Annotated in this window: 20 protein-coding genes; 11 read left to right on the forward strand and 9 right to left on the reverse strand. The window is 41.2% G+C overall.

Annotated features, from left to right (window positions below):
- Positions 1 to 106: 106 nt before the first annotated feature.
- The 5 genes from AC25CA_RS06155 to AC25CA_RS06175 all read right to left on the reverse strand — a co-directional run bounded on the left by AC25CA_RS06155 (position 107) and on the right by AC25CA_RS06175 (position 3805).
- Positions 107 to 1063: an ABC transporter ATP-binding protein gene (locus tag AC25CA_RS06155; protein ID WP_486816178.1), complete on the reverse strand. Its 957-nt coding sequence runs from the start codon at positions 1061 to 1063 to the stop codon at positions 107 to 109.
- Positions 1064 to 1074: 11 nt separating this feature from the next.
- Positions 1075 to 1851: an ABC transporter permease gene (locus AC25CA_RS06160; protein ID WP_486816179.1), complete on the reverse strand. Its 777-nt coding sequence runs from the start codon at positions 1849 to 1851 to the stop codon at positions 1075 to 1077.
- 4 nt (positions 1852 to 1855) lie between these two features.
- Entirely contained in the window at positions 1856 to 2623 is a 768-nt protein-coding gene (locus AC25CA_RS06165) for an ABC transporter permease (RefSeq protein WP_486816180.1), read from the reverse strand.
- Between the two features lie 176 nt (positions 2624 to 2799).
- Positions 2800 to 3105 carry a hypothetical protein gene (locus tag AC25CA_RS06170; RefSeq protein ID WP_486816181.1) on the reverse strand — a complete coding sequence of 102 codons (306 nt, stop codon included), beginning with the start codon at positions 3103 to 3105 and terminating at the stop codon, positions 2800 to 2802.
- A 139-nt stretch (positions 3106 to 3244) separates the two neighbouring features.
- Positions 3245 to 3805, reverse strand: a complete 561-nt coding sequence (locus AC25CA_RS06175; protein WP_486816182.1) for a type II secretion system protein — start codon at positions 3803 to 3805, stop codon at positions 3245 to 3247.
- A 267-nt stretch (positions 3806 to 4072) separates the two neighbouring features.
- Between AC25CA_RS06175 and AC25CA_RS06180 the strand changes: the two genes are divergently transcribed.
- From AC25CA_RS06180 to AC25CA_RS06215, 8 genes are all read left to right on the forward strand, one after another.
- Entirely contained in the window at positions 4073 to 4657 is a 585-nt protein-coding gene (locus AC25CA_RS06180) for a TetR/AcrR family transcriptional regulator (RefSeq protein WP_486816183.1), read from the forward strand.
- Positions 4658 to 4787: 130 nt separating this feature from the next.
- Positions 4788 to 6620, forward strand: a complete 1833-nt coding sequence (locus tag AC25CA_RS06185; RefSeq protein ID WP_486816184.1) for a flavocytochrome c — start codon at positions 4788 to 4790, stop codon at positions 6618 to 6620.
- A gap of 360 nt (positions 6621 to 6980) precedes the next feature.
- Positions 6981 to 9935 carry a sigma 54-interacting transcriptional regulator gene (locus AC25CA_RS06190; RefSeq protein ID WP_486816185.1) on the forward strand — a complete coding sequence of 985 codons (2955 nt, stop codon included), beginning with the start codon at positions 6981 to 6983 and terminating at the stop codon, positions 9933 to 9935.
- Positions 9928 to 10395 (forward strand): PTS sugar transporter subunit IIA, encoded by a 468-nt coding sequence (locus AC25CA_RS06195; protein WP_486816186.1) that lies wholly within the window; start codon positions 9928 to 9930, stop codon positions 10393 to 10395. The genes AC25CA_RS06190 and AC25CA_RS06195 overlap by 8 nt, the downstream gene beginning before the upstream one ends.
- A 48-nt stretch (positions 10396 to 10443) precedes the next feature.
- Entirely contained in the window at positions 10444 to 10746 is a 303-nt protein-coding gene (locus AC25CA_RS06200) for a PTS sugar transporter subunit IIB (RefSeq protein WP_486816187.1), read from the forward strand.
- A gap of 21 nt (positions 10747 to 10767) precedes the next feature.
- Positions 10768 to 12018: a PTS galactitol transporter subunit IIC gene (locus AC25CA_RS06205; RefSeq protein ID WP_486816188.1), complete on the forward strand. Its 1251-nt coding sequence runs from the start codon at positions 10768 to 10770 to the stop codon at positions 12016 to 12018.
- A gap of 71 nt (positions 12019 to 12089) precedes the next feature.
- Positions 12090 to 12737, forward strand: coding sequence for a class II aldolase/adducin family protein (locus AC25CA_RS06210; protein ID WP_486816189.1), 648 nt, complete (start codon positions 12090 to 12092; stop codon positions 12735 to 12737).
- 386 nt (positions 12738 to 13123) lie between these two features.
- The gene (locus AC25CA_RS06215; RefSeq protein WP_486816190.1) at positions 13124 to 13453 is read left to right on the forward strand and encodes a TIR domain-containing protein; all 330 of its coding nucleotides are present in this window, start codon (positions 13124 to 13126) and stop codon (positions 13451 to 13453) included.
- A gap of 47 nt (positions 13454 to 13500) precedes the next feature.
- Here AC25CA_RS06215 and AC25CA_RS06220 read toward each other — a convergent pair whose 3' ends face one another.
- Positions 13501 to 14907, reverse strand: a complete 1407-nt coding sequence (locus AC25CA_RS06220; RefSeq protein WP_486816191.1) for a hypothetical protein — start codon at positions 14905 to 14907, stop codon at positions 13501 to 13503.
- Positions 14908 to 15142: 235 nt separating this feature from the next.
- Between AC25CA_RS06220 and AC25CA_RS06225 the strand changes: the two genes are divergently transcribed.
- Positions 15143 to 16720, forward strand: a complete 1578-nt coding sequence (locus AC25CA_RS06225; RefSeq protein ID WP_486816192.1) for a leucine-rich repeat domain-containing protein — start codon at positions 15143 to 15145, stop codon at positions 16718 to 16720.
- 100 nt (positions 16721 to 16820) lie between these two features.
- Positions 16821 to 17282, forward strand: a complete 462-nt coding sequence (locus AC25CA_RS06230; RefSeq protein ID WP_486816193.1) for a macro domain-containing protein — start codon at positions 16821 to 16823, stop codon at positions 17280 to 17282.
- 100 nt (positions 17283 to 17382) lie between these two features.
- Here AC25CA_RS06230 and AC25CA_RS06235 read toward each other — a convergent pair whose 3' ends face one another.
- From AC25CA_RS06235 to AC25CA_RS06245, 3 genes are read right to left on the reverse strand one after another with little or no spacing between them, the layout of a single operon-like run.
- Positions 17383 to 18936: a hydantoinase/oxoprolinase N-terminal domain-containing protein gene (locus AC25CA_RS06235; RefSeq protein WP_486816194.1), complete on the reverse strand. Its 1554-nt coding sequence runs from the start codon at positions 18934 to 18936 to the stop codon at positions 17383 to 17385.
- A gap of 1 nt (position 18937) precedes the next feature.
- Entirely contained in the window at positions 18938 to 20026 is a 1089-nt protein-coding gene (locus tag AC25CA_RS06240) for an S-methyl thiohydantoin desulfurase family protein (protein WP_486816195.1), read from the reverse strand.
- 13 nt (positions 20027 to 20039) lie between these two features.
- Positions 20040 to 21353, reverse strand: coding sequence for a cytosine permease (locus tag AC25CA_RS06245; protein WP_486816196.1), 1314 nt, complete (start codon positions 21351 to 21353; stop codon positions 20040 to 20042).
- A gap of 347 nt (positions 21354 to 21700) precedes the next feature.
- Between AC25CA_RS06245 and AC25CA_RS06250 the strand changes: the two genes are divergently transcribed.
- Positions 21701 to 23329, forward strand: a complete 1629-nt coding sequence (locus tag AC25CA_RS06250; protein ID WP_486816197.1) for a sigma-54 interaction domain-containing protein — start codon at positions 21701 to 21703, stop codon at positions 23327 to 23329.
- The last annotated feature ends 24 nt before the right edge of the window (positions 23330 to 23353 follow it).

Genomic DNA, 23353 nt, shown 5'->3' on the forward strand with positions numbered 1-23353 from the left:
TTTAGTATAAACCTTCGCCTAAGGCGAATGTCAAAGGTTTATATGAAAGAAAAAAGGACTGCATCAGCCCTAAGTAGTTACTTAGTTATGATACAGTCCCTTCGGATTATGTATAGATTTTTTTGATAATTTCTTCGATGCTCGGTTCATCGACTCGAAAATCTTCGATCTCGAATTGATGAAAGAGGGTACGGGCCAGTTCTGCGACCTGTTTCTTTTCAGTCAATTGTATCTCCAATTGGGACTTTGCTTGATCAAAGGAAAAGGCATAACGCTCTTTTAAATGATGGAGAGCATCAAGAGGTTGTTCAAGAGGTAATTGTGCGGTGACCAGAATTGGCAACTCGGTGTTACTTTTCAATTGATCGATAGCGCCCTTGTAGACAATTTGGCCTTGGGAAAGAATCAGCATCTCCTGGCAAAGACTTTCGATATCCTTTAAATCATGGGTGGTCAGAAAGATGGTCTTGCCACCCTGGTTCAATTCCTTGAGAAAGTGATTCACCTTTTGTTTTGAGATAATATCTAGACCTATCGTGGGTTCGTCTAGAAAGAGGATTTTTGGATCGTGAATCATGGCTGCACCCAGTTCCGCGCGCATGCGTTGGCCCAAACTCAATTGCCGCACAGGTTGATGGAGAATCTCATCAAGATCCAGACGGTCACAAAGATATTCTAATTGAGCTTTGAATACTTTTTGTGGAACCTTGTAAATTCCACTTAACAAACGATAGGTATCCAGGACCGGTAGGTCCCACCACATCTGGGTTTTCTGCCCAAAGACGACACCAATGTTTTGTACATAGGCTTTTCTGTCCTTGTAGGGAATATAGTTGCCGACTTTTGCTTCTCCACCATCGGGCGTCATAATTCCTGTGAGTACCTTAATGGTTGTTGACTTTCCAGCGCCATTGGGGCCGATATATCCAAGGAAGGCGCCTTCTTCCACGTTGAAGTCGATATGGTTTAAAGCTTTCACGATTCTTTTATTTCGCTTTAGGCGTCCGGTCTTTTCGTAAATGGTATAGTTCTTTTGCAGATTTCTTACCGTAATATAAGACATGTCGACCTCCTTTAGGTACCTGTGCTGGAATAGCGTTTAATTCCCATTTTCCAGACGCTTATGGTGATGGGCGCCAGAATGGAAATACCCAGCCAAGGTGCCAGCAGGTATAGGGACTGTTGTGATTTTCCTGTTAAAAACATCAGTGGATAATAGGTAACCGTGAAGAAGGGAATCACATAAGTCATCACGGATTGGAAGAACTTGTGATAGATCGTTGCCGGATACTGTGCTGCAGTTCGCGTAGCATAGTGCCCAAGAATTACAATATCTTCATTTTTTCCCGTCCAAAAGGCTGTGGATGCCAATAAAATGCTGATTAGCAGATTCATGGCAATTGAAGCGAAGTAGAGAGTTGGTAGATAGATCCAAGCAAAGGGATAAATAAACTCGATCTGCGATAATCCCCAAATGCCGACAAGACTGGCTTGCAAGACCAATCCAAGTTTTTTAAAATCGACAGTCTGCAGCATGGCTTGACCGAGTACGGATGCGGGACGGATCAAGAGGGTGTCAAAGCGACCGGAAAGGATCAGTGTTTCAAAGTTGTTCAGACCGTCACCAATTACACGGTAAATGCCGAAGCCAAATTCGATGATAGAGTAGATGACGGCAATTTCCACCAAGGTCCATCCCTGGATGTTTTGAAAGCGAATGAGAATCATCGCAATAATTAAAAAGTCTGCAAAAACGCCAAGGAAGTTTCCGATAATATTGACAATGAAATCGAAAGCATATTGGGTTTGGCTTTTCAATGAGGCGATAAATAAAATTTTAAATAGCTGCATGGAATTATCCTCCTTGAATCACCAAATATTTGAGACTTTTTTTTGTCAGAAAGATGGCGAGACTGCCAAGAATAAGGATCCAAACGCCTTGGCCAAGCAAAGCGTCAGCCAATGGATAGGTGCCTTGATAAACAGCAGCTGGTACATAGGTTGAGTAGGCAAAGGGTAATGCCATGCTGAGTTTTTTAATTGCTTCGGGATAATATTGCATATGGATAAAGGCACCGCTGAAAAGTGCTGTTGCAAAGTAGTACAGCATTTGAACCCCATTGATGGAAATAAAGCGAATGCTCCAAAGTCCGACATAGTAGTTAAGAAAAAATGCGATGACCATTCCGTTGACCAAGGTAATAAAGTAGGGAAGGATCTGCGATGGGTCTGGCAGAGATACACCCATAAAGAGTACACTGAACAGAAAGATGGGTATTGAACGAAACAGGAAGTTATAGAATAGATGTCCTGCGATTTCAAAAAAACTGCCATAAAGCAACCCATAAGGACGAAGCCGTTCGAAAGCAATGGTACCTTCTCGCACTTTGTTGGGAATGTAGCATCCTCGAGGGATAAACATAACCAGCCAAAGTCCAGCCTGATTGACCATTAAGTAAGTGATGGCAGAATAGCCTTCTGGAGTGGCGCCTAAAACAGATAACCAAATACGTACGTTTATGTAGCCAAAGATGATGCTTCCCATATTATTGATAATATGGTTGAGTAGATAGACGCGATCACGAGCGAAGGAAGCATTCGCAAGCGCAAGACCTGAAATCATGGTGCTCACCTCCTAAATAAAAAAATAAGTTCGTAGTTGCTCTATTTGGCCAATTTCAAAGGGAGTTAATTATATCGGAATGATTGTTGAAAATCAATATATTTCAGCAAATACGACTGAATAAAAAAACAAACACCGCAAGAAGAAAATCTTGCAATGTTTGTTTACAGAGACGGTTATTTGTATTCGGGAGTTTCGTCCAAGGTGTGTTCTTTTCCATTGGCAACTGGCCGGATAAAAAACTCGACTTTGGTTCCGATTTTTCTGGCGAAAGCCGTGCTCTCATCCTTGGAAATCGTGAAGAACTGATCACCGTTTAATATTTTTTGGACCACTGATTTTAGGGTGTATTCGATGGTCTTGCCACCGTTTTTCTCGCGGTATACATGGTTATTGCGAATTTCTACCTCGCGGACCTTCATTTTGATGACTTCTTTTGTTTCTTGATCTTTTTTGATTTTCATAATGATATAGTCTGGCATAGGAAGCTCCTTTCCATCTCCTCTAATATCAGTGTAAAGCAGAATTAGGTCTAAGGGAAGAGATATCTGAAAATTCAAACAAATCGTAAGAACTATAGTGATTGTTTATGAAAATCTTGTAACACTCATGTTGATTTATTTAGTATTCACCAACAATATAATGGGTCCATTTATTATTATCAGAGCGGTACTTTCCTGCTTTAAGACCATCTCCACCATCCAGAATTTCGTCGAGATAAGCTCTTGCTTCAGCATCAAGTGGAACAAATGGGATTTCTAACACCAAATATTTGATGCTGTCGTGGGTTCTGTAATCAAGTTGATAGGTATCATTGTTTTCAACATTTTCTTCGCTTTTTGGATTAAAGGGATTGACTGGCCAAAAATCAAGGTAGGGGCCAGCCCAGCCTTCAGGTCGAAAGACTTCATCAGCCAAGCTACCATCAGGTTTTTTTCCTGTTAAGAATTCTTGATTTGTTTTATGCACGTTTTGAAGGGTCGGGTATGACTTAACTGTTGCAAAGTAAACTTCAACAGATTTTTCTACAATGCGGCAATCATCAGCTACCTTTCGCATATTGGCATATTTGACCATATTGAGATAGTTGGGTACTGCAATGGCAAGGATTAAGCCGAGTATTGCTAAGCTTACAAGAAGCTCGATTAAAGTAAATCCTTCTTTTTTAAGGTTGTTACGCATAATTCCTCCCTTCAATACAATAATGTAATTTTAATTATATGATATGCAGAGCGAAGTGTAAACTAAAGCGGTGATCTATCTGAGCCCCCCGATCTCTATTGCTTGTGTCTGTCGTGCGTTTTGTAGGGATATCTTTTGTTATGTGGTAGTATATTCTAATAAGAGGAATGTAGTATTGAATTTTGTGTTTTTTGAATTATGGATTATAATTAAAAGATAATAATTACCTTCGAGAAGAGAAGCGTAATAGAGAATGGAGTTTTGAATATGAGAGTGTCGATGACGAATCGCCAGCGAAAAGCATTGGAGACAAAAGAAAGAATTTACCAATCAGCATTGGAACTATTGGAATCGGATGGTTATGAAAATATTCGAATTGAAGATGTTTGTCAAAAGGCTGAGGTATCGATTGGGACATTCTACAACTATTTTAAATCAAAGAATGAGATTCTTCACTTGATCTACCAAAAAGGTGACGACTATTTTGAAAACACCGTTAGTGATGCAATCGAGGGGTTGGAAATTGAAGAAGCAGTGATTGAATTTTTTCGCTATTACGCAAAGTATAATATCAACACGGGTTTGACAACGCTCAAACAGTTGTATAACCCTGAGAATGAGTTCTTCACAAAAAAACGGGGAATGCAGCTTGTTTTGGGTCGACTGATTCAAAATGGGCAGGACGAAGGTCAACTGACTGAGGAATTTTCGTCCTATGAAATTGTTTGTGACCTATTTGTTCTTGCAAGAGGGATCGTCTATGATTATTGTTTAAAAGATGGCCAGTTTGACTTGGTTGAAAAAATGGAATCGTATATTCAACGGGTATTGAAAACGTATAGAAATAAATAGCAGATGACAAGGTTGATTTTCGGCCTTGTTTTTTTTATAACGATTTCGATGAATGTATTCATTGAACTTATTCATTTTCTGTGTTATCCTTGTTTTGGACAAATAAATAACAATCTTTTGGGAGGTAAACATGAAAAAGGGGAATGGATTTAGAAGAGTTCTAAGTATCTTGTTATGCTTGGCGATGGTGTGGTCTTTGGCGGGCTGTTCATCATCTTCGGCATCAGCTCCAGTAGTTGAAGAACCGGCAGTAGAAAATCTGTATACACCGGGAACGTACACAGGAACGGCGGCAGGAATTAATGGCGATATCACGATGGAAGTTGTTGTAGATGAGAATACGATTACAGCAATTAACGTAATTGAACATAAAGAAAGCCCAGGAATCTCTGATTTAGCTTTTGAAGAGATCCCACAAGCCATTATCGATGGACAGACATTAGCGGTTGATAGTGTAGCGGGCGCTTCTTATTCAAGTGCGGGCATTATTGAAGCGGTTCTTTTAGCCTTGACGGAAGCGGGCGCGGATATCGAAGCACTTTCTTACAAAGAGGCAGTGGTTGATGACGGATCAGGTGCTTCCAAGGAAGTTGTTGAATATGAGACAGAAGTTCTTGTAATTGGTGCAGGTGGAGCAGGCTTAGCAGCAGCCGTATCGGCACACCAAAACGGTGCTAAAGTTATTGTATTAGAGAAGATGCCAAAAGTTGGTGGTAATACAATCATGTCTGGTTCCGCATTCAACTGTGTCGATCCTAGCAGACAAGTGCCACAAGGCATTGAAGACTCGATTGATCTACATATCCAACAAACCTATGAAGGCGGAGATGAAAAGGGTAATCTTGTTATGATCCGTACATTGGTTGAAAATGGCTACCCAACACTTCAATGGTTGGAAGGCATGGGTATGGAATTTAAAGACCAAGTATTTACGGTATTGGGTGGAATGTGGCCACGTGCGCACAAGCCTGTTATGCCATTGGGAACAGGATACATCGATACATATGAGAGATATATCGATGAACATTCAGATGATATCCAAGTTTTGTTAAATGCGGATGTATTCGAACTTATGATGGAAGATGGTCGTGTGATTGGCGTAAAAGCTGATGGAAAAGAGAAAGAAATTATTGTACATGCATCAAAAGGTGTTGTGATGGCAACCGGTGGTTTCGGTGCAAATGTTGAAATGCGTGTAGCCTATAACACCATATGGAATGATTTAAGTACATTAAATACAACCAACCACCCAGGTGCGACTGGCGACGGTATTGTTATGGCGGAAACGATTGGTGCGAATTTGGTTGGCATGGAAGCGATTCAATTGTTACCAATGGGAGATCCTAAGACAGGAAGTTTGTTAGGGAATATCGAGCAAGGCGTTGAAAATCGAATTTTTGTCAATGATCAAGGCAACCGTTTTGTAAATGAAGGCGCACGACGCGATGTTATGACGGCGGCTCTTTTGGAACAATCAGACACCCATATGTGGATTGTTTTGGATAAACATTCTTATCCAGATGGACAAACACGAAATAACTTTAATGAAGTGATTGATGACTTGGTGGAAGCTGGACGTGCGTACAAAGCAGACACTTTGGAAGACTTGGCTGCACAAATTGGTGTAGATCCAGCAAACTTGATTGCGGCAGTCGACTCCTTTAACAAAGGTGTTGAAGAAGGAACTGATGAGTTTGGCAGAACCTTGTATGATCAAAAGATCGATACCCCTCCATTCTATGCAGGTGCTCGCGTACCGACTGTACATCATACCATGGGTGGAATCGAGATTGATCCGGAAACCCGAGTATTGGACACTGAAGGCAATGTAATCCCAGGATTCTATGCGGCCGGCGAAGTAACAGGGGGCATTCATGGCGCTAACCGTCTTGGCGGAAATGCATTGGTAGACATTGCAGTATTCGGCAAGATTGCTGGTGAAAGTGTTGCCTTGGAAAAATAAGAACGATCATTTCTTGTATAGCAAGTGATGAATGGAATGATACAAAAAGGGATGCTAATTATAGCATTTTTTTTTGTGTTGAAAAAGATGTGTTTGATGAGTTCATTCGTATAAAATTTAGAAAATCTGCTAGTGATCATGGTTTGTCACGTTTGATGGAAATGTTATTTCATTTATTGTCACAATATGTTTTGCTGTCACGATATGTGATAAAATAAGAATGATATTAAAAGAATATTCAAATTATTATTTTTTTGTTCTAGTATTTCCAGTGGTTTGAGGCAAAATAGCAGAATTTGAACAAATTGTGACGAACTTTTGGCACGTGAATTGCAAATAGAAAGAGTGGGAGAGAGAATCATGGAAAAGAAGAATTTGGTAAACGCATTAATGCAAGTGATTCGAGAGGAAGATCCAAGAAACCCCTACACCGATCAGGAGATCGCAAGACAATTGCATATTTCTCGCAGTGAAGTTTCAATTCTTCGGGGTGAAAATGCTATCGAAGATTCACGTGATCGAAGAAAGGCTAGACTGATCAGTGCGATAGAAAGTATTTTGCTTGAGGATCCAACGGCTTCAGTACGGGTTGCAACAAGTTTATTGAATGAGAGAGGCTTTCGAATTTCACGAAATGGAGTGGCAGGTTTGCTTAAAAATCTGAAAGAAAACCTGGATGAGAAAACCGATTCAATCGTTCAAAAAAATTCGTATCGCAAGAATAAGGTTTTTGCATTTGAACCGCTTATTGGTGCAAATGGTAGTCTGAAGGCACAGGTTGAATTGGCAAAGGCGGCTATTCTTTATCCGTCTAATGGACTGCATACCTTAATCTATGGTGCAACTGGGGTTGGAAAGAGCCAAATGGCTGAATGTATGTATCGCTTTGCAATTGAGTCGAAAACAAAGGTCCTGAATGCTCCGTTTATCGTTTTTAATTGCGCGGATTATGCAGATAATCCTCAATTGTTAATGTCTCAATTGTACGGATACAAAAAAGGTTCCTTTACAGGAGCGGAGGAAGATAAAGCGGGTTTAGTCGAAAAGGCAAATCACGGAATCTTGTTTCTTGATGAAATTCATCGCCTTCCGCCAGAGGGGCAAGAAATTCTATTTCATTTAATTGATAAGGGTAAATTTCGTCGATTGGGCGAAACAGATCTTTATCGAGATGCACAAATCCTATTGATTGCAGCGACAACTGAAAATTTGGAATCCAATCTCCTAGCGACTTTTCGGCGAAGATTGCCAATGATTATCGAATTGCCAAGTTTGGCTGAACGTCCATTTATTGAGCGTTACCAAATTATCGAGAAATTTTTCAAACAAGAAGCTTCACGCATGAATGCAAATCTTGTGGTTTCGAAGAATGTGATCAAGGCGCTGATTCTTTATGAACCAACCGGAAATATTGGAAAGGTATTATCTGATATTCAAGTGATTTGTGCTCGAAGTTTTTTAAAGTTGATTGCTCGCCCAGATTCTACAATTAAGATTGATGTAACGGTGTTACCGAATCTTGTATTACAAGGATTACTGAAATTAAACTTATTTCGGCAGGAAATTGAGATGGTTGTCACAGAAGATCTTAGTATTTTTAGTTCGGAAGAAGTGATACCAGAATGCGTTGCCGATACCCCATACTTACTTCCAAGAGAAATTTATAAAACCATTGAGAAGAAGTACAAGGAAATGCAATATAAGGGGATCGATGAAGAAATTATTAATCGAATTATTGAAAATGAATTGGAAACGCAGGTTTATCAATCAGTTAAGCGAATCCGAAAAGACAAATCAAAGCTTGTGAAAAATGATTTGGAGCGCATTGTGGGACCACAAATCATAGAAGTGGTTGAACAGATGATTTTAATTGCCAAGGAGTATTATCAGGATATTGACGATAGTTTGTTCTATTGTTTGGCAACACATCTCGCAGCTTCCTATGACCGTTTGGTACAAAATGAATCCATTAAAAATCCAAAGCTTGAAAAAATTAAGATTCAACATCCGAAGGAGTTTCAAATAGCCAAGGAAATGGCAGAGTTAGCGGGGGATCGATTAACGATAGAGCTTCCGGAGGATGAAGTAGCATTTATTGCCATGTATGTAAAAGCATCTGCATCAAAAGAAATGGTGCCGCAAAATCAGGTTGGTGTTTTGGTCTTAAGTCATGAGCAAGTTGCCCAAGGGATGGCAACCGTTGCAAATCGACTATTAGGTGTGGATCATGCGAGAGCGATGGAGATGTCATTGGATGAGGCACCAAGTATCGCTCTAAATCGTACGATGCAAATAGCCAAAGAAATGGCCAGTGAAAAGGGAATTCTCTTTTTATCGGATATGGGGTCTCTTGTGGGCTTCGGGAAGCTCGTAGGAAAAGAATTGTCTATGAAAACGAGAACGGTATCACGGGTAGATACCATGATGGTGATTGAAGCCGTTAGAAAGGCTTTGATGCCCGATTCGAATCTTGATGATATAGCCGATTCGCTTCAAGCGGGTCAATTGGTCGATAAAGGAATTGCGCTCAAACATTCAAATCCACGTCTGAAGAAAGCGATTATATCCGTGTGTTTGACGGGTGAGGGATCAGCGAAGATTATGGCAGATGCCATTGAAGAAGCGATCGTGTCTATTCATGAAGAGATTGATGTGATCACAATGAGTGCGATTGAAGAAAGGTCGATTGCCCAGCGTGTAGAAAGCATGGGAAAAACCCATAAAATTGTTGCTATTGTAGGCACTATCAATCCAGAAGTTCGAGAGTTTCCATTTATTGAAGCCAGATTCATTTTGGATGGAAGTGGAATCACAAGTCTAAACCAGTACATTCGTGATGGAGGATTTCAAATTTCGGAAAGCGCACAGGAACAAATTAATCCTCAAATCGTACTGGCAGATCAACTGATTCACGAAACGACAACCGTGTTGAAGTCCAATATGTTATCCAAGAGAGAATGTATCGAAAAAATGACTAATCTTCTTCATGAGTTTGGTTATGTAACCGAGGATTTTCAAGATTCAGTTTACAAACGGGAAGATTTAACACCGACCTTGTTTGGCGGTGGGATTGCAGTACCTCATGGGGACCCACAGCAGGTAAAGAAATCGGTGATCGGCATTTTAACGTTAGATGAGCCGGTCTTATGGAATGATAAGGACTATGTGGATTGCATTTTCTTTATGGCAATCAATGAATATTATAAAGCAGAATTTAAGAAGCTGTACAAGATCACAACGGATCCATATGTCCTAAAAAAGATCAAAGAATGCAGCAGTTTTGAAGAATTAAGGGAGGTCATTCGAAATGCATAAGGGGTTTGTGTTAGCAGAAGAGGTTGTACGGGTTCAGGTGGATGTGCCAGATCGCGAAGCAATTATTAGCTTGTTGGCAGATGTATTAGAGAAGGAAGGGTATGTGAAGGGGACATATAAGGAAGCGGTTTTAGCTAGAGAAGAAGTATTCTCTACGGGATTGCCCTTACAAGAGTATTGTGTCGCAATTCCACATACGGATGCTATTCATGTGAATAAGCCGATGATTGGAGTTGCAACCTTAAAAAACCCGGTTCAATTTGCTGAAATGGGAAATCCGGAAGAGTTATTGGATGTGAAGCTTGTATTTATGTTGGCCATGCAAGATGGAAGGGATCAAATTAAACTGTTAACACAAATGATGAAAATTGTGCAGGATCAAGAACTGCTCAATCGGATTTATCAGGCTGATCAGAAAGAAATTGTTGAATTAATCAATCAAAAGCTTTGCATGGAATAAGCTGTAGCATAGGGATTGAATGAAAATAATGATGAGAGGAGGGAGAATATGCGTACATTTAAAGTATTAACGGTTTGTGGAACTGGAATTGCGACATCAACTGTTGCTTCTGAAAAATGCAAAGAAATGCTGCTAGATCGTGGGTTGAACATCGAGGTTATTGAGTGTAAGGCAACAGAGGTGGAATCAAAGATATTGGTTTACCGACCAGATGTGATTGTACATACGACAATTTTGGGAGAAGATGTGGGGAATACGGTAAAGAAAATTCGTGGGCTGGCTTTTGTCACAGGTGTAGGGATGGACAAGTTAGCTGATGAGATTGCAGATTACTTAAAGAGTGTGGAATAGAGAAAATTCGGGAGGGAAATTATGGCGTTTATTCAATTTATACTTGATTTAGGGGCAACCATTATGATGCCCATCGTCGTTACCATCTTAGGTCTTATTTTTGGACAAAAGTTATCAAAAGCATTTCGTTCAGGCTTAACCGTCGGAATTGGATTTGCAGCAATTTTTATGATCGTTGGAATGTTGGTTTCAAATCTTTCTCCAGCAACTCAAGCGATGGTGCAGAACTGGGGATTGAAACTGGATGTTATGGATGTTGGCTGGCCAATTTCTGCATCGATTAGTTTTGGAACCAGCATCGTTCCTGTTGTATTTGCCGCATGTTTTGGTTTGAACATCATTATGCTGGCTTTGAACTGGACCAAAACCATGAACGTAGATATTTGGAACTACTGGCATTTTATCTTTACTGGCGCATTGGTTATGTATGTAACAGATAGTGTTGCATTGGGTGTGTTGGCTTCACTGATCTGTTTTGTCATTATTATGAAACTAGCCGATTACACGCAACCCTATGTTGCTGATTTCTTTGGAATGCCAGGTATTTCCTTGCCACATACAGAAACAGTATCGTGGGCGCCATTGGGAATTTTGATTGATAAGATTATCGATCGTATACCAGTGATTAATAAGATTGTAATTAAGCCGGAAGGGATTCAAAAGAAGTTTGGACTCTTTGGAGAACCGATGATCATGGGTCTGTTATTGGGCATGGGCATTGGCGCATTGGCAGGGTATGACGCAGCAGGCATTTTAATGCTGGGTGTTAATATGTCAGCGGTTATGTTCTTGATGCCTAGAATGGTACGTGTTTTGATGGAAGGTTTAATGCCATTGTCGGAAAGTGCACGGGACTTTATCAATAAGCGATTCCCTGGCAAAGAAGTATTTATTGGTATTGATGCAGCAACAGCAATTGGTCATCCTTCTGTTATCTCAACGGGTTTGATCTTAATTCCAATCACCTTGGTTCTTGCGGCAATCTTGCCTGGAAATCGTGTATTGCCGTTTACAGATCTGGGACTAATTCCAATTCTGATGATTTGGGCAGTTGCACCATCTCGCGGGAATGTATTTAGAGGTGTTGTGACAGGAACGATTTTCATGGCATTGATTCTGTTGATCGCAACGGATTTGGCAGAAATCACAACCTTGATTGCACGGGATGTACAGTTCCCGATTCCAGAGGGAACAAGCTTGATTTCATCTTTGGATGAAGGTGCTCACTTGGTACCATATCTAATTTATAAATTATTTAGTCTGTTTGGATAAACCGATACAGAAAGACATGGCGAGGGGCAATCCTGCCCCGATCGCCCTTACATCAAGGAGGAGTTACGAATATGTTATTACAAGAAAAAAGAGAAGAATTAATTGCGGTGGCACAACAGATTCAAAAGGACAAATTGGTGCCTTTGACATTTGGAAACTTTAGCTTACGGGATTTTGAAACGGGATATGTTTGTATCACGCCATCAGGTATGCTTTATGATCAACTGAAACCAGAAGACATTGTCGTTGTGGATGTAGACGGTAAGCATGTTGATGGAGATCGCTTGCCATCTATTGAAAAAGATCTTCATTGTGCGGTATTTAGAAATCGCCCGGAAGTTGGCGCAGTCGTGCATACACATTCGACTTTTGTTACAACTTGGGCATGCTGTAACAAAGCAATTCCAACCATTGTCGCCGAGGTAGCAGCTTTGGTGAAGGGGAAAATCAAGTGTGCGCCATATGCTTTATGCGGTTCTCAAGAACTAGCGGATGTTACTGCAGAGTATCTTAAGGATGACGATGCTGTTTTGATGGCAAACCATGGTGTACTAGTGGTTGCTGATTCGATTCAACGTGCATATGTCAATGCGGTAATCGTGGAAGAGGGTGCTAAAGTAGCCTTCTACGCAGAACAACTAGGCGGTATGTATGTATTTACTCCAGAAGAATGCGAAACAGAACGATTGAGTGCTAATGCTGGTTACGGCCAAAGATAAGGAGTGAAAAAATGATCTATGAAGCCATGCGATTCATGGCAGGCCCATATATGTGCCGTGTCATGGACTTTTGCTTACAATATCAAGGCGTTTTTAACATTTTACTTGTAACAGGTGCTTTTGCGTACCTGGCACATAAACGGACCAAGAAAAAGATACAACACCCTTAGAATGCTGCCCTCAAATGAGGGCAGTTTTTCTTTTGCTTTCATATTTCTGAAGGGGTGAAAATTGGGCAGTTATTCCTTATAAATAGTAAAGGAGAGAATGGAGGGATATGATGTGCTGGTTTCATATGCGAGGGAAGATCGAGAAGTTGCTGCGTATTGTGTAATCAACTGGTTGCGGAGGGTGTTGAGGCAAGAATCGCATCAAGGGCGATAATTATGGATGAGAGATATATTATGGAAGTCACCGAGATGATAAGATCAGTAAAAATTGCAGTGGTGGTTATTTCGACATATTCTGGCTCTTCTGGACAAGTAAAGAGGGAATTGGAATTGGCTACGAAGAATCAATTAGAAATATTGCCAGTGAGGTTGGATGATACGAAACCTTCCGGTAGTTTAGGATATTATCTTTCGGGGAAGCAATGGTTCAGCATGAAGCGAAATGAAGTTGAACCTTGGGAGACGGCCCATCAGATTAGTCGCTACCTTCAAACTGGAGAAGTCGAATCAGAGGCGGCTGAGAAAAAGAGCCGTTTCAGTTTTTAAAATTCAAGAGGAAATAAGGAAAGATGCCGAGAATTCGGCATCTTATTCTATGGCACTGCAATATGATGAATCAGCGAAGTGCAATCATTTAGCGATTCCTTCGTTAGTAACTCTTTTTGATCAAGTTGGATGTCGTCTTCTTTCATGGACAAATGCAAACGCAGGGTCGCATTGCTTGTGCAGGAAGCCTGCGAGAGTGTCTTATCGTAGTTCATTGAATCGAGGGGAAGTGCCAGTTCGGCGTCGTTCCATTCGATCAACAATGTTTTACCTTCACGGTCAAAACCTTTTTGAAGATCACAATAGGGAATATCCAGTGTTGTTCGTAAATTAGTGGACCGCAAAGGTGCCAAGATGATCGATTGATCTCGTGCGTTTTCATTGTCCGGATCGTGTAATGATGGGTGAAAGAGACCGAATCCGTTGTCGATGAAATGTGCTTGCGTGCAAGTCCCTTGAGGGCTCTCTATAATGAGCGGTTGGAAACGGCTGCCACTTGAATGATCAGTATCATGTTTTGAAGGTTCGCTCCAAACAATTTTTGCAATTCTGTAATAGGGAATGGGCTGAACGTTATCATCAAAGTCGTCCATCGTGATTGTTGAACCCTCTGGACCGAGTGTTAAAGGCGTTTGATGGGCACGAAAAGCACTGGTGCCAGTTAGCTCCCAATTGGAATTGTAATGTTGGTGTAGGTGATATGCACCAAAGGTGTAGAAGATGGTGTCTGTGATAAAAGAATCCTGGGTACAGATTAAATCGTGTACACAAGTCAAGTATTGAGAGTGAAGTTCAAAAACCCGAAGTACTTCATAAGTAGTGGCATCTAATTTTGTGATTTCGTTACAAGTTCCTTCGGAACCAAGGGTATTTATGTAAATGTGTTTGCCATCCATGGAGTAATCAAAACCGAAATAAAAATTTGTATTTAGGGGAACGGGTTGAATTGATCCGCTTACTAAGTCTTCTGTGCTTAGGTCATAAAAAGCAAGTTGATCATGTTTGTTATGGGCGATCATGCCAATTCGACCATTCCTAATTTTAAAGGAATAAAGAGAGTCGATGAAAGGGAGTTTGATCAAGGAACCAGAAAAATCATTTAGGAAGTACGTGAATTTATCGTTTTCATCTTTGCCGTATTCAATGGCTGCTGCTTGCTTGCCATCAAATGCCATAAAGAGCCGACGATTTTCTGTAAAAGGATAAGTGGGCGTTTCAACTAGACTGCCGTCTAAATGAATGACGTAACCATGAGAGTGTACATAGTCATCTTCTAGCTCGCCTACATATAATTCATCATGTGCGGCATCATAAAAATAATTATCAAGATGATCGGTATTTGTATAGGACCCTAAAAGCTGTAGATTTGGATACTCCTCGGTCGTACAAAAACTCAAATTCATAAAAAAAGTTATAAGCAAAATTACGTACAATAATTTTTTTGTGTATTTCATACGTGCCTCCTTTTGTAACCAACTACTACTATAATAGCAAGTTTGTTTTTGCCTAACATTACATATAATTACAATTGTTGTGATTATACCAAAAGTTAAGAACTTTGTTGGAAAGCACTCTGATGAATTGTGATATTTTCATTGCATCAATCTGCCCGAGAGTGATATTTGACTTTGAAACGGTTGGTGTTAAAATTGGGTATATATTCCTTGAAAACGATGAAGGAGTAAAGCGATGGCTTATGATGTGGTAGTTTCATACGCAAGAGAGGATCGGGGAATAGCAGTAACTCTCTGCAATCAATTGCAAGCAGAGGGCGTGCAAGCTCGTATTGTAACTCGGGTGACAAGGCTGGATGAGGGGTTTGCTGCAGAAATCGCTGGCATGATTTCAATGGCAAAAGTGCTTATTGTTGTTATGTCTGCAAATTCCAATCAATCGGGTCAAGTGATTCGAGAAGTGGAGCTGGCGACAACGAATGGACTAGAAATTCTGATTGCAAACCTGGACGAAACAAAACCAACGGGAAGCTTGGGGTATTTTTTATCCGATAAGCGATGGTTCAGTATGAAGAACAAAGAAGTGGAAGCGTGGGAGACGGCAAGTGAAATTCGTGCTTATCTCGGAAAAGAGATGAGCGGACAAGAGGATGCAGTTGAAAAGGTGCAGGCGACAATCAATGAGATAAAAAACAAACCGGAAACGGAAACACAGAACTTTAAACGGAAAACCACCAAGGCGGTTTTAGCCATGCTCGCGATCCCCATTTTTTTTATTCTGGTCATCTGGATGATCTTGTCGCAATTTGATTTCAGTGGATCTCCGTCTGATAAAGACTACGAGGCAGCCATGCAACATATTATTGTGATGCAGGATTCTACCTTGGAGAAGGCGATTGTTAAAACGCTGTCCAACCAGGGGTATATGGTGGAAGGTGAGTTGACAGAGGCTGATTTATGGGAACTGACTTCGTTGAAAGTGATTTCACCCGATGAAAGAGAACGACGACTCGAGGACTCGCTGTTAAAAGATTTTAATCAAGAAATTGCTGAAAATGGTTTGATTGAAATCGATGGAATTATTGAAAGTCTGGATGGTTTGGAATATGCCAAGAATCTAAATGCATTGATTATTGCAGGACAATCGATTCAAAAAATCGATGCTCTTGAAAGTTTAACCAGTCTTACCTATTTGGATTTGGGTGGCAATCAGATCAATAATATCGTGTCTTTAGGGAGTCTTAAGAATATTCGAGTGCTAAATTTAAATGATAATACAATTCGTGATATTGGTCCCCTTGAAACATTAGAACGGGTGACTGATTTGAACTTGTCAAACAATGAGATCATTGATATTTCGTCTTTAGAAAAGATGGGAGAGATCAAAAACATAAAGCTGATGAACAACAAGATTCATAATATTAGAACCCTTGGGAAGCTAACGTCATTAGAGGCGATTTATCTTTCTGGAAATGAAGTTGATGAGATTAGCCATTTAGCAGAGCTAAAAAAGTTGATTTTTTTGAATGCCAAGGGTAATCGAATTATTTCAATTAATGACCTGTCTTCGTTAAATAAATTGAAGTGGCTGTATCTAGGTGAGAATACCATTCGAGATCTTTCCGTACTGAAGGAGTTTGAGTCTTTGATCGAATTAGGAATCGAGCATAACCAACTTCAAAATATAAATGTCTTGGAAGATCTGAACGAAGAGTTTAAAATGCTTTGGATTGACGAGCAAACTTATCGTGCTAATCTTGAACTTATGGAGCGTCTTGAGGAAGCCGATCTCGTTATTCAGGTAATCGAGTAAATTTGAGAAGATAAAAGAAAACAACCTAGAAAGTATGAAACGATGAAACGTGATAAACGAAAGGCAATGATAGAAATTAAATGGTAAAAGGGGTGGGAGAATGTCATTTGAAATCGTATGCGGCGACATTACAAAGATCCAGGTGGATGCAATTGTAAACGCAGCGAATGCTGACTTACAAAGAGGCGGAGGCGTTTGCGGTGCAATTTTTTCAGCGGTGGGAGCGCAAGAATTGCAGGCTGAATGCAATCAAATCGGCCATTGCGATACGGGTCAGGCAGTCATCACCAAAGCATACAAGTTGCCTGTGCAATACATTATTCATACTGTGGGGCCAGTTTGGCATGGTGGAGATAGCAATGAAGAAACCTTGTTATATAATTGTTATATGAATTCACTGAAACTTGCTAAGAAAAATAATTGTAGATCGATTGCCTTTCCTTTGATCTCATCAGGGATCTATGGTTATCCGAAAGAAGAGGCGAGGGCGGTCGCAGAAAGTGCCATTCTGGATTTTTTAGAATATCAGCAAATGCAAGTGAAGCTCGTTTTGTTCCAATGAAGTGAATAAGAAAGAAAAAGAACGCCAATCGCAAATGTGATTGGCGTTCTTTTAGGAGTCACAAGGATGAATGAGGTTCGTTGCGTCAACGATTGTTGGTTTACTGGCAAAGATCTCCGACTGCTTTGACTCGAATTCGAGTCGCATTGCCAGGGTGATAAGCCAAAGGAATATCTTCCACTTCTTGAATTTCAATGGAACTTGGTTCAGCACCAGCCTTGATGGCTTCTTCGGTAGCAGTTGTTTTTGCGCTGACAATCGCTTCGTCGCGCGTGATATCAACCAAGGAGAAGACACGGTTGATTTCGCCGCTGACTTGTGAAATGGCGGATCCAACAGCGTTAGCCACAGGGAAGTGATTGGGTCGAATAATCTCCGAGATCCCTTCCAACTCATCCGTGACAAGGACACTTCCGCCTCCTACTAATATTACGGGAACAGGATCGGCTGATATCTTCATTCGATCAACGCCTTCGCTGATCAAGCGCATCCACTCAGTCATCGCTTTTTTCGCAAAGCCTTCATCAATGTGCGCAACCAAAGTGGAATCGCCTAAGTCCATCATGCCAAGACGAACTGCGATGTCGGAAGTGGTTAAGGTATCGCCACCAAAAATCAGGGATTTTTCCGTGATTTGATAACCTACACTTTCGGGTCCCACAATCACTTTATCTCCTACTTCTTTAACCAAGGTGCCGCCGCCAACGCCGATCGCTGTGATATCCGGCATTCTGAAATTGGTACGAGCACCGCCAATAGTAACGGCTAGAGAAGATTCCCGTGGAAATCCACTCATAATGACACCGATATCGGTCGTTGTACCGCCGACATCCAATACGATAGCATTTTGATTTTGACTGAGGTATGAAGCGCCTCGAATGCTGTTGGTAGGACCGCAAGCAATGGTCAAAATGGGGTAGCGCTGCGCGTATTCAGAGGACATTAAGGTACCGTCGTTCTGGCATAGATACAATTCTGCATCCAATATGCCTTCTTGCTTTAATCCAGCCTTAAAGCCTTCCACTGTTCTTGTCGCAACATTGTGAAGTGCTGCATTTAAAATAGTTGCATTCTCTCTTTCAATTAGCCCAACGGATGCAATTTCACTTGATTTGGAAATTGGAATGTCTCCCAGTTCTTCGCGTAAAATGCTTTCCACTTCATACTCGTGATCATTTCGAACGGGTGAGAAGACAGCTGTAAGGGCAATGGTATCTACCTTGCCTTTTAGTTGTTTTGCAACCTCTCGAATCTCTTGTGCATCAAGCGGTGAGATCTCGCGACCATCAAATTCGTAGCCGCCCTTAATGATGTGAATATTGCTGCCGATTGCTTGACGAAGGGATTCTGGCCAGTCTGGCATGGGTCGGATGCTGAAGGTGGCCGGTGCTGCGATTCGGATGATTCCGACACGGCAGAGACCTTTTCTTTCAACAATGGCATTGGTGCAATGGGTGGTGCCCAGCATAGCGTAGTCTATTTTCTGTTTATTGATTTGACTTTCACGAAGCACTTTCTTGATGGCATTATTAATTCCAGTTGTAACATCAAGGGTTGTAGGCATTTTTACACCTGCAACAACATGCAAAGATTCATCTATGATAACTGCATCGGTATTTGTACCGCCAACATCAATTCCTAATCTATATTTCATCCTACTTGGCTCCCTTCACTCGTTCTTCGATTGGTACATAGTCTATGTCATATTTGAAGTAGCGTGGCCCCACAGTCTCGATTCCTTTTTTTGTTCTCCACTTTTCATCACAGCGCAAGCCGACAACCACAACACGGCGTCCATATTTCAAGGCTTCCGTTGTAATGGGAACACCGGTTTCCAAGTCAACGATCGTAATTAGATCTGGGGTGGTTGCCAAGACTTCATCGCCCTTCATCACAACCAAGTTTTCGTTTTGGAAGTCCACGTGGCAGGATTCGCCCTTGTCTGCATTAATGCCAACGATTTTCGCTTTCCCGAAGTTGAAACCTTGACGGGTTTCTCGCAGAATATCAACGATTTTACCGGTAAACAGCTTGTATCCGTCTACGAAGTTGATCATGCGGTCGATGGGAAGAATGTCAGAGTCATCTTTATCCATAATGGAAGCTCCAATATTCTCGGCAAGGGTTAGGGTATTGTAAATGGCTGATTTTTTCAACTGATGTCCAAACATGGAATAAATGGAGATCATAACGGACCCGCCCATGGTGATGGTAGCGGTGCGGGCCAAGGTTTCTGACCAGGTGTTGCTGACGGTTTCCATGATCATGGAGTTGCCTTTTTCATCGGTAACGACCATGGGGCTTGTTGTAATTCCATCTAAATGAAAGGTAACCATCTGAAGCTCGGGGAAGGCGCGCCCCATGCCATCGCAATCAATGATGGGGATGCCTAATTTGGCAGCAACAGCGAATGGAAGCATGGAATTCACACCGCCAGCTTCGATAGGAAGGGTAGCGAATACCTTTTGGCCCGTGTATTTTTCAAGATGATTGATGATGACATCAAATTCTTGTCCATTGGCAATTTTCTCAATTAAAACAGTGGGGGCACCCATCATTGCTGTTGGCACCACGAAGGCGTCATCGGGCACTTCGCTCGGATCCAACATTTGTATGGGCCCGTATTGTCGGATGGCCTCTATGGCCATCAGTTTGCCGATGTAGGGGTCTCCGCCACCACCGGTGCCTAGTAGTGCGGCACCTAAAGCGATTTTTTCAATAGCTTTTTCGTCAATCAGTCTCATGTCTTTTTTCCTCCTATGCACTGACCTCTTTGTCAGTGTTACTTTCTTCTTTGGAACCTGTGTCTTTGTTTTCAAATTTATTCAAAATGACATTGGCGATCATCGCAACAACAATGGCATTGACCGGTGCGCTGCCCATATGAACAAAGTAGCCAACTGCAAAGCCGATTAACCAAGAGATTACGCCTGTCCAACGAACGCCTTCCTCTTCTTTCCACTTGCTTGGGTCACCTTTTCGAATAATCCAGTAGTCTGCGATCATAACGCCGGCAATCGGTGAGATGCCTGTTGTTAATACCAATAGGAAGGGGATAAAGTGGTTCATAATTCCAACAACGGCTAAAACCGTGCCGATGATGCCGGCAATTGCTGTTGCCATAGGACGCTTGTCGTCTTTCAGATGGAACATACTTGTCAAAGCGATACCACCTGAATAGGCGTTTACCGCATTGGTTGTCCAGGTTGCCAAAATTAGAATCATCAATCCGATCAAAGGGAAACCTAAATTGGAAACGACCTGAGTCATATCCGCGGAGCCTGCGGTAATGGCCATTAGTGCCCCTGCACTCAATAAGATGACACCCATTGGCAATACGCCCAAAACGGAGGAAAGGATGGCACCCTTTCGGTTTTCTGCATAGCGAGAGTAGTCGGGAGCGATAACGCCACCAACGGCGAAACCGCCAACGGTGATTGCAACGCCTTGCAAGAATGAGAAAGGTGCAGCTGGCGTATAGCTTAGCAATGCGTCCATGCCAAAGTTTGAAACAACACTATAGGTTCCGTATATGGCCATAAGCAAAAGAGCTGGTACAGCAACATAATTCAAGTAAGCCAAAGCCTTGTAACCATAAACAGCCGTCATCAGCATAATGGCACCCCAAATGGCAGCAGACAATTGGAAGGAAATGTTGACGCCTAGCCAATCATTCATAATGCTTGAGAATGCGCTTCCTGTGATGCTGGTCTGAACACCAAACCAACCCATAACGGAAATGCCAATTACGAATGAGATGATAAAGGATGCTCCACTCTTTCCAAATGCCGAACTGGCGGATGAAACGGTGGGTCGACCTAGGTCAGCGCCTTGGACACCTTGGAAAGTCATAAATAAAACGACGATTGCATAGCCGACGAAACCAGCAAGCAAGGCTTGTTTTAATGGCAAGCCTGAAACGAGGACACCACCAACCATCAAAGATGATACGCTGATAATTGCACCGATCCAGATGAGTGCGATACTCACCCAATGCTTTCTTTCGGACTGGGGAATTGATTCCAGTGCATGCTTTTCAATAAATCCATCATTTTTCTTTTCTGTGTTCATGCTTTCCTCCTTTAAATCTAAATTAGTAAGAATAAATTCGTCTTGCAAGCCTTACATTTGCAAGTTTCGTGCCAAAAGGAAAATGGCATTTTTGTGAAAAAGACAATAATAGCAGATGAAACAAGTCGAAATCGAGAGTAATCGTATAGATTATTCTCATGATTTCCAATTTGTTTTGCATAAATTCTCGTTTTTTCTCATTTTTTCTAAAAAAATCGCATTTTTCTCATTTTTAATTGTTTTGCCTCGAAATTTCTTCTATACTGGTATTAACAAACTTGAAAAAGATGAATTTCATGGATAAATAGTAATCATTTGAATTGATGGTTGATGGGAGGACACAGATTGTGGAAGAATTGAAACGTCTTTTAATGAGCTTTGGAGAACGGACCTATCAAACAATCGTCTTGTTTGATCAAAACCAAATCATTTATATTATCGGAAAGTCTGTTTCATTTGAGGGCTTCAGTGAATTGTGGGAGCAGCGGAATAATCAACCTGTGAATGAATTTGACTGCCCTGGGCGTGTCAGTTTTCATGGAAACTATGGATTATTATGGATTGCAGAGTCATTTGATGAGCGTTATCCGATCTATTTAAAGATGGTGGACTTACATGTTGAGAATGATCGGCTTCAAAAATTGCAACACTTCTATAACCACATCATTCGGGAAATTGGACGTGTTTCAGATACAGGAATCTTAGTTGTTAATGACAAGGGACAGCTTTTATATGAGAATGATGCATCGCAGCAGATTGATTTGAAGATGACAGTTGCTGAGCTAGCTAAGATTGATGAGCCGGCACCAATGAAATTTGATGAGATGATTAGAGAGTATCCCTCTCACAAAATTTATCGTAGAGGATTGCCAGATCAAAAAAGTACCCTTATTTTTTCTAAGGTGATGCAAGGAGAGGTTCAAAAAACACAAGCTTATGAATCTGCGGCATCTCTAGAAAGAAAAATTATCGGACAGACTTCTACTATGGAAGAAATTATGAATACCATTAACAAGGTTGCGCCAACAGACTCTACGATATTGATTCGCGGAGAAAGTGGAACCGGTAAAGAAGGCTTTGCCAAGTTAATTCATAACAAAAGCCCGAGAAAAAACAAGCCGTTCATAGCCATCAATTGCGCGTCGATACCAGAAGACTTGTTGGAAAGTGAGTTATTTGGCTATGCAAAAGGCTCTTTTACAGGCGCTTTAAAGGGCGGAAAAACAGGTAAATTTGAAGCTGCTAACAAAGGAACGATCTTTTTGGATGAAATTGGCGACATGTCAATGAATTTACAGGCGAAATTATTACGGGTCTTAGAGGAAAAGACAATAGAGAAGGTCGGGGGGGGTCGGTCGATCAAGGTAGATGTGCGAATTATCAGCGCTACCCATCAGAATTTGGAGACTATGATTTTAAAGAAACAATTCAGAAAGGATTTGTTTTATCGGTTGAATGTCATTCCCATACCGATCCCTGCACTTCGCGACAGAGCAGAAGATATCGAAAATCTGGTGCATTACTATATTAAGAAGCATAGTATCGTGAACAGTCGTTCCTTTATGCGACCATCAGTAGAAGTAATTGAAAAGATGAAGGCCTACAATTGGCCAGGAAATATTCGCGAATTGATTAATGTGGTTGAGTATATTGTATCTACCGAAGACGGAGAAATTATTACAGAGAAGATGCTCCCTCGTGAAATTTTGAATATAAAGCGAAGAGAGAAGCCGGATGGGAAATTATATCAAGCCATTGAAGAGACCGTGAAACGACATGTTGTGCCGATTGAAAACTACCAAAGACAATTGGTGAAGAAATCGAAGGCAAAACCAAGAAAACCGAATCGGAAGGAACTTTTAAAATTGCTTGACGAGTTCGGATATTCCAGTGAGAACAAAAAGGAACTAGCCAAACATTTGGGTATTAGTCCAGCTACTTTGTATCGATGGCTGAAAAAGAATGAGATCACTTGATGGGTAGAAGTGAGCTCGAAGGGA

The sequence above is a fragment of the Gottschalkiaceae bacterium SANA genome (assembly GCA_036323355.1).
Lineage (GTDB): Bacteria > Bacillota > Clostridia > Tissierellales > GPF-1 > GPF-1.

What these genes read in the sequence shown, in the direction of transcription:
- AC25CA_RS06165 (WP_486816180.1), bottom strand. Translation starts at nt 2,623, where the DNA reads ATGATTTCAGGTCTTGCGCTTGCGAATGCTTCCTTCGCTCGTGATCGC.
- AC25CA_RS06205 (WP_486816188.1), top strand. Translation starts at nt 10,768, where the DNA reads ATGGCGTTTATTCAATTTATACTTGATTTAGGGGCAACCATTATGATG.
- AC25CA_RS06210 (WP_486816189.1), top strand. Translation starts at nt 12,090, where the DNA reads ATGTTATTACAAGAAAAAAGAGAAGAATTAATTGCGGTGGCACAACAG.
- AC25CA_RS06240 (WP_486816195.1), bottom strand. Translation starts at nt 20,026, where the DNA reads ATGAGACTGATTGACGAAAAAGCTATTGAAAAAATCGCTTTAGGTGCC.
- AC25CA_RS06190 (WP_486816185.1), top strand. Translation starts at nt 6,981, where the DNA reads ATGGAAAAGAAGAATTTGGTAAACGCATTAATGCAAGTGATTCGAGAG.
- AC25CA_RS06235 (WP_486816194.1), bottom strand. Translation starts at nt 18,936, where the DNA reads ATGAAATATAGATTAGGAATTGATGTTGGCGGTACAAATACCGATGCA.
- AC25CA_RS06225 (WP_486816192.1), top strand. Translation starts at nt 15,143, where the DNA reads ATGGCTTATGATGTGGTAGTTTCATACGCAAGAGAGGATCGGGGAATA.
- AC25CA_RS06160 (WP_486816179.1), bottom strand. Translation starts at nt 1,851, where the DNA reads ATGCAGCTATTTAAAATTTTATTTATCGCCTCATTGAAAAGCCAAACC.
- AC25CA_RS06220 (WP_486816191.1), bottom strand. Translation starts at nt 14,907, where the DNA reads ATGAAATACACAAAAAAATTATTGTACGTAATTTTGCTTATAACTTTT.
- AC25CA_RS06195 (WP_486816186.1), top strand. Translation starts at nt 9,928, where the DNA reads ATGCATAAGGGGTTTGTGTTAGCAGAAGAGGTTGTACGGGTTCAGGTG.
- AC25CA_RS06245 (WP_486816196.1), bottom strand. Translation starts at nt 21,353, where the DNA reads ATGAACACAGAAAAGAAAAATGATGGATTTATTGAAAAGCATGCACTG.
- AC25CA_RS06155 (WP_486816178.1), bottom strand. Translation starts at nt 1,063, where the DNA reads ATGTCTTATATTACGGTAAGAAATCTGCAAAAGAACTATACCATTTAC.
- AC25CA_RS06230 (WP_486816193.1), top strand. Translation starts at nt 16,821, where the DNA reads ATGTCATTTGAAATCGTATGCGGCGACATTACAAAGATCCAGGTGGAT.
- AC25CA_RS06170 (WP_486816181.1), bottom strand. Translation starts at nt 3,105, where the DNA reads ATGCCAGACTATATCATTATGAAAATCAAAAAAGATCAAGAAACAAAA.
- AC25CA_RS06200 (WP_486816187.1), top strand. Translation starts at nt 10,444, where the DNA reads ATGCGTACATTTAAAGTATTAACGGTTTGTGGAACTGGAATTGCGACA.
- AC25CA_RS06185 (WP_486816184.1), top strand. Translation starts at nt 4,788, where the DNA reads ATGAAAAAGGGGAATGGATTTAGAAGAGTTCTAAGTATCTTGTTATGC.
- AC25CA_RS06215 (WP_486816190.1), top strand. Translation starts at nt 13,124, where the DNA reads ATGGATGAGAGATATATTATGGAAGTCACCGAGATGATAAGATCAGTA.
- AC25CA_RS06175 (WP_486816182.1), bottom strand. Translation starts at nt 3,805, where the DNA reads ATGCGTAACAACCTTAAAAAAGAAGGATTTACTTTAATCGAGCTTCTT.
- AC25CA_RS06180 (WP_486816183.1), top strand. Translation starts at nt 4,073, where the DNA reads ATGAGAGTGTCGATGACGAATCGCCAGCGAAAAGCATTGGAGACAAAA.